Origin of the sequence: Lutibacter oricola, assembly GCF_900106565.1 — a bacterium.
Taxonomy (GTDB): Bacteria; Bacteroidota; Bacteroidia; order Flavobacteriales; family Flavobacteriaceae; genus Lutibacter; species Lutibacter oricola.
In genome coordinates, this window is record NZ_FNNJ01000021.1 from 1 (window position 1) to 6,105 (window position 6,105).

At 27.1% G+C, this 6,105-nt stretch carries 9 protein-coding genes; all 9 read left to right on the plus strand.

The window, feature by feature from the left end; all coding sequences use genetic code 11:
• Positions 1–104 precede the first annotated feature (104 nt).
• The 9 genes from BLU40_RS16880 (at position 105) to BLU40_RS16920 (ending at position 5,795) form a co-directional block, all read left to right on the plus strand.
• Positions 105–824 carry a hypothetical protein gene (locus BLU40_RS16880; RefSeq protein WP_090126530.1) on the plus strand — a complete coding sequence of 240 codons (720 nt, stop codon included), beginning with the start codon at positions 105–107 and terminating at the stop codon, positions 822–824.
• Between the two features lie 161 nt (positions 825–985).
• Positions 986–1,450, plus strand: coding sequence for a hypothetical protein (locus tag BLU40_RS16885; protein ID WP_090126534.1), 465 nt, complete (start codon positions 986–988; stop codon positions 1,448–1,450).
• A 180-nt stretch (positions 1,451–1,630) separates the two neighbouring features.
• Positions 1,631–2,059, plus strand: coding sequence for a hypothetical protein (locus tag BLU40_RS16890; RefSeq protein WP_090126537.1), 429 nt, complete (start codon positions 1,631–1,633; stop codon positions 2,057–2,059).
• Between the two features lie 159 nt (positions 2,060–2,218).
• Positions 2,219–2,596 carry a hypothetical protein gene (locus BLU40_RS16895; protein WP_090126540.1) on the plus strand — a complete coding sequence of 126 codons (378 nt, stop codon included), beginning with the start codon at positions 2,219–2,221 and terminating at the stop codon, positions 2,594–2,596.
• Position 2,597: 1 nt separating this feature from the next.
• Positions 2,598–2,960 (plus strand): hypothetical protein, encoded by a 363-nt coding sequence (locus BLU40_RS16900; RefSeq protein ID WP_090126543.1) that lies wholly within the window; start codon positions 2,598–2,600, stop codon positions 2,958–2,960.
• Between the two features lie 159 nt (positions 2,961–3,119).
• On the plus strand, positions 3,120–3,803 hold the full coding sequence (locus BLU40_RS16905; protein ID WP_090126546.1) for a hypothetical protein: 684 nt from the start codon (positions 3,120–3,122) through the stop codon (positions 3,801–3,803).
• Between the two features lie 713 nt (positions 3,804–4,516).
• A complete protein-coding gene (locus BLU40_RS16910; RefSeq protein ID WP_090126549.1) occupies positions 4,517–4,723 on the plus strand; it encodes a hypothetical protein in 207 nt (68 codons plus the stop codon).
• 32 nt (positions 4,724–4,755) lie between these two features.
• The gene (locus tag BLU40_RS16915) at positions 4,756–5,112 is read left to right on the plus strand and encodes a hypothetical protein (protein ID WP_139170993.1); all 357 of its coding nucleotides are present in this window, start codon (positions 4,756–4,758) and stop codon (positions 5,110–5,112) included.
• 164 nt (positions 5,113–5,276) lie between these two features.
• Positions 5,277–5,795 carry a hypothetical protein gene (locus BLU40_RS16920; RefSeq protein ID WP_090126555.1) on the plus strand — a complete coding sequence of 173 codons (519 nt, stop codon included), beginning with the start codon at positions 5,277–5,279 and terminating at the stop codon, positions 5,793–5,795.
• Positions 5,796–6,105: the final 310 nt, after the last annotated feature.

The window sequence follows — 6,105 nt, forward strand, 5'->3', positions numbered from 1 at the left end:
AGCCTACTTACGAAAATCCTATCGGATTTTCTTGGTCAGTAATTATTTACTAAATTTATAGCTTAATCACTCAACAAAACATACCAAAAACCGTTGCCCACAATATGAAAAAGATAATTTTATTTCTATTCTTAATTCTACTAATTTCTTGTAAGAATGATTCTCAAAAGAAAAATATTGATAAAATAGAAAATGAGGAATTTACAAAAGTGAAAATTGAGAAAGTAAATGATTCTAAAAAAAATGAACAAAAGGATGAAGAAATAAATTTGATTAATTTCAATATTGAGTATATAAAATCAAAAACTTCAAAACTTACTGAAAATATCAATGTTGATAGCATTAATATTAAAGAATTAAACAAAATACCAAAAGAATTTCTTAAAAAGTATATATCATCACATAAAATTGATTTCGGTTATCCTGAATATTTACCTGTTGATTATCCCGAATCCTATTCTTTTTATCAATTTAAAGAATTTGAAAATTTCTTTCTATTTACGATAATTCACCAAAATGAGTTTTGTTGTCAAACTTTATATGCGGTTACAACTGAAAAAAATGAAATTTCGATTATAAATATAAGTGTAATAGGATTTGTAGGAGCTGATGGAGGTTGGAAAGGAAAAAGATTTGGAAAATGGTTCAATGAGTTTGGAATTGGGAGTACATTGATTAATTTTTATGATGAGGATTTAGATGAAAACACAAAAAATGTAGAAATAGATTCTACTTGGTCAGAATATGAATTTAGTAAAAATGGAATAATCAAGAATATCGAACATCATCAAGTAAAATACAAAGGAAATAAACAAATTGAATAAATACTGTGGGCAACAACTGGTATATTTTATTGTTTGGTTCTAGCCTACTTACGAAAATCCTATCGGATTTTCTTGGTCAGTAATTATTTACTAAATTTATAGCTAAATCACTCAACAAAACATACCAAAAACCGTTGTAAGCAATTTGACAAAACTATCGAATGAACATCAAAAAGTACATAAGAAAAGAATATAAAGGTTGGATAATTGCCATCTTTCTGTTTTTGATTTTACTCGCTTTTGGAAAATCATTTGAATACATAAAATCAATTGCGGAACTGAATCCGATTTTTAAAATTGGACAAATAATCTTGATTTTGGTATTCGGATTTTCTTTTGTTTTTTATGTAATTTATGTAAGCGGACTTGAACATAATGCGGAACTTGAATTCAGAGAATATGAACCTGAAGATGTGGAAAGATTAAAGCGAAATTTAAATAAGATGTTGACTGTCTTTTCTGTAAGTTCTGTATTATGGATAATCGGAAACTTAATTATCGGAATTGAATATGGAAATGCAGAAAATTTGAAATATTTTATTGCAATAATTTCACTTCCAATAATTTTAAACGGAATTATGATTTATATAAAAAACGGAATAAAAACTGCTTACAACAACGTATAAAATTAATTGCTTGGTACGAGCCTGCTTACGAAAATCCTCGCGGATTTTCTATCTGGTTTGTATTTGCTAAATTCGTTGCTTAACCACGCAACTAATCTTATACAAAACCGTTAGCATAAATATCTGAAATTGAAACAGACAATAATAATATTACTATTTTTAATATCAAGTTCTCTCGAAATGACAGAACAATCACCTGATTTATTGATTTATAATTCGGAGATTATAAATATATATAATTACCCATTAGAAAATCTTGCAGAAATTGATAAAACGATTAATAAAAAGTTAATTGATACTACTTGTTTGTCATCAGATTGTTGGAGACAACATATTGCAACTTGGATAATTGAAAACGATAGTTTGTTTCTTTCCGAATTGAAAGATTGCTGTGAATACAAAGATATATCATTAGATAAAATATTTGATAAAAAGGATATACAAGAGGATAGAGTTTTTGCATATTGGTATACAGATAAAATTAATGCTGGATTTGGGAAAAATATAGGATTTTCAGAAACTGAATGGAGAGATAAATATGAAAATGAGATTTCTGTTAACATTAAAAGTGGAATAATTCAAAAGATCTTGATAACAAAAAATGATTAAATACTTATGCTAACACTGTTTATATTTTATAGCTTGGTTTTAGCACATTTACGAAAATCCTATCGGATTTTCTACGTTAGTGTTTTATTTAGTAAATTAGTAGCTTAAAAACGCTACAAAACATACACAAACCCGTTGTACAATATTAAGACAGAACCTATGAAAGTCTTTGGAAAATGTCAAAATTGCAAAAATGAAATAAGTGTTTCAGTTAATTATGGAACAAGATTGGAAATTGCAATGTATGAGGGAGAAACAAAAAGTAATTATTGTAAAAATTGTAATAAGAAAAATGAATTTCACATTAATGATTTACGAGCAAAAGAATCAAAATTTTCATTGATAATCTCAGGATTAATTTTTCTAATTGGAACTCCTCTGACTATTTATCTACTTTTTGATTATTTGATTATTCCACATAATCCATATATTGCTTTAATAATCGCTGGATTTATTGCTGTTCCTATGACTATTTACGGAATAATAAGAAAACAAGATATGATAAGAGTTCGTGCATTCAATCGGGCATATAAATAATATGAAAGAACCTATAAATATTTACAATTCTGGAAAATTAATAGAATTATCAATGGGTTCTTATGATATTCTAATTATTGGAGGTTGGAGTGTTAGTCTTGGTAAATTTAGTTTCAACCTGAAAAACCTGAAAAATGAGAAAACTATTCAACCGAAAATAACTAAATGGAGGATACAATCATATTTTAAAGGCAAAAGAGCAAAGAAAATATTCTCGATTGACATTATGAATGGAGGAAAACACAAAATTGAATTTAAAAATCAAGATGATTTAGTTTTGAAAAAATCGAATTTGATAATTACACGGATATTTGAAAAACAAATTCCAAACGAAACGATAAAAATTATATTTGAAAGAAAATAAAACATTGTACAACACTGTGTATAATTCATTGCTAAATTTTGTCGTTTTACGACAAAACATCGTAAATTTAAACTTCGGTTTCTTTTACGATAAGTCTTACGACATTATCGCAACGAAATCATAACACAAAACCGTTCTACACCATTTAAAAAAACATCCGTGAAAAAATCAAACATCTTTCTTATTATTGGAATTTTGCTTCTAGTAGTAATTTCACCTGCACTTTTCACACAATTGGAATGGCTTATTTCATTCGACACAGACTCAGGTGCAATTGGAGACACTATTGGAGGAATAACTGCACCATTTATAAATATATTAGGAGCTTTTTTAATCTATATTTCATTTCAAGAGCAAGTTAAAGCAAATCAACAACAGATAGAAAACCAAACTATTGATAGATTCAGAAATGATTATGAAGAAATAAAAAGAGAAAACTATAAAGTCGGATTTAATAAAGAGGAACTTCACAATGAAATTACAGAATTAGTTTTTGAATCGCCAATCGATATGTATGCCAGAGATTTAGAATTGAGAAAAGAGGGAAATATAACGTTTGAATATCAATTCAAATATGTACTTTATTTGATTAAGTATTTTATTGATGAAGTAGAAGAAAGTAATTTGAATACAAAAAATAAAAAGCTGTTTATAAAAAAAATATACCAATTTTATTTTGCCCGAATTGAATATCATCTTGAACAATCTATTGAACACGGAGAAGAATATAAATATGATGCTCTTTTCATACAGCTAGCGGAAAAAATATCTGAATTATTTAAAGAGAAAAGGAATAAGTATAATATTAAGGATTCAGGAAGTTACGAAGAAAAAACGGTGTAGAACACCGTATATAATTTATTGCTGACTTCTCGCCTACTTACGAAAATCCTCGCGGATTTTCTATTCTGTTTTTATTTGTTAACTTAGTTGCTTAACCACGCAACAAACCATATACAAACACGTTGCTTGTAACAGCGGATTTCACTTCTGAAATCCACATTTTAGTCATTTAAGATTAAAATAGTTAGTCTGACAGAGGCGTGAAAAAATTATTAATGAGGGAAAATTCTGATCACTCTTCTACTCTATCAAACAGAAACTAAATTGAGTTATTTGAGAAATAAACAAATGATAAATTGAAACGCAAAAAGCTCATTAAAACAGAACGATTTTAGCACAACTACGAATTTCTAGTTGAAACGTGTAAAATGAGCAAAACGGAGGATTTTGAGCAATGAAATCGGAAAACTAGCTGAGATGTGAGAGAAAACTCGATTTGAAATAAATAGTTAAGATTAATCAAACGAAAAAGATAAATTTGAGAATTAAAAAAATCTATGAATGAAAATTGCTATGTATGATTTTTTAGCACCAAAATGCAAAGCTGCTACAAGCAACATTGCATAACCAAAATTGTTGCTTTCTGCTAAATAGAATGTTTCTTAACTTTTATTTTATTAATTTTATAAACGAAAAATTGCGATAACTTAAAAACAACTTTGGTTATCCTAAACCGTTGTGTGTAATACGATGAAAATCAAAAAAAGATTGATATGAACATTTATTTTCTTATTGCAGGAGTTTTGATTTTTGTACTCTCAACTTTATATCTGATTTACACAATAAAAAGTGCTCAAAAAGATAAAGATTATGATTCAATGATTTATTCATTTGATGTTAATATAGTTTTAGGAACAATTGTATTTATTGTAATTGGATTAATAATGATTTATAGAGAACTCAAATATTTAATTGAATGATGAAAAAGATAATAACAATCATTTTAAATTCCTTGATTTTAATATTTGTTTTCGGCTGTAATTTCAACGATAAAAAATTCGATTCTCAAAAATGGAAATCAATTGAAAATGGATTATATGGAGAGAATAATAGGTTGAAAATGATTAATGATTTGATTGATATTCAGCTTAGTTTTGATGATGAAAATGGAACAAAAAGAGAATCTGTAATTGATTTAATTGGAGAACCTGATTTTATTGACAAATGTGATAGTAAATATGAAACATATATTGTTGAGGAGAAAACAGGATTGATTGACCCAAATGGATTCACATACTTGAAATTAGAATACAATGAAAATTCAATTCTAGTTTTTTGGAAAATTGAAAAAATAAGATTTAAAGAATGATTAGTACTACACACAACACTGGGTATAATTCATTGCTGCTTATGTGCTTTAACCGACAGACATTTTGTAAATTTAACCTGATTTCATTGTCCGAAAATCCTAGCGGATTTTACGCAACGAAATCATAACCCAAACCCGTTGCCAAACATTACAGAAAAAGAACTATGAAAATTAAAGATTTTTTTAAATTGATTATTAAACTTATCGGACTATACCTAACAGTTCAAACTGTATTTAGCTATATACCGACAAATTTGAGTTATGTTATTTCTTCTTTCGAATACGGAGATTTTTTTAAAATGACTTTAATTACCCTAATATATTCTGTAATTGTTGTCTTAATATTTTTATTTGTTCTTTTCAGAGCTGATAGAATTGTAGATTTTTTAAGATTAGATAAAGGATTTGATAATGAAAAAATTGAATTCGGTGATTTTAACAATCAGAACATTATGAAACTTGCTCTAATATTGATTGGTGGAATAATGATTGTAAGTAATCTTTCAGAGTTTCTTAATTTTCTATTTCACGCGTTTAAGACTTCCGCAGAAGTTTCAATGTTTGGAAATGATGGATTAACAGGAGAATATTATTTTAACTGGGTTGTATCTGGATTAAATATATTGATAGGTTATTTACTTATGACTAATTTCAAGTCAATATCAAAATGGTTGATTAAATAAAAAAGATAAAAAACGTTAGGCAACACTTGGTATATTTTATTGCTTGGTTCTAGCACACTTACGAAAATCCTATCGGATTTTCTTGGTCAGTAATTATTTACTAAATTTAATGCTTAAACAACTCAACAAAACATACCACAAACCGTTGGTTAAAATTACGATTACAAAATCTATAATGAGTAAACTCAAAAATTTCATAACGAATTTAAATGATGCAGAATTAGTATCTTTCTATCATTTCAGATTCAAAACGTTTATGAAAAACTCTCAAATGGTTATTTTAAATGAGTTAAAAAGTCGGAATATTAAA

Coding starts and splice junctions, on each gene's coding strand:
- BLU40_RS16900 (WP_090126543.1), top strand. CDS start 2,598: ATGAAAGAACCTATAAATATTTACAATTCTGGAAAATTAATAGAATTA.
- BLU40_RS16910 (WP_090126549.1), top strand. CDS start 4,517: ATGAACATTTATTTTCTTATTGCAGGAGTTTTGATTTTTGTACTCTCA.
- BLU40_RS16890 (WP_090126537.1), top strand. CDS start 1,631: ATGACAGAACAATCACCTGATTTATTGATTTATAATTCGGAGATTATA.
- BLU40_RS16895 (WP_090126540.1), top strand. CDS start 2,219: ATGAAAGTCTTTGGAAAATGTCAAAATTGCAAAAATGAAATAAGTGTT.
- BLU40_RS16885 (WP_090126534.1), top strand. CDS start 986: ATGAACATCAAAAAGTACATAAGAAAAGAATATAAAGGTTGGATAATT.
- BLU40_RS16880 (WP_090126530.1), top strand. CDS start 105: ATGAAAAAGATAATTTTATTTCTATTCTTAATTCTACTAATTTCTTGT.
- BLU40_RS16920 (WP_090126555.1), top strand. CDS start 5,277: ATGAAAATTAAAGATTTTTTTAAATTGATTATTAAACTTATCGGACTA.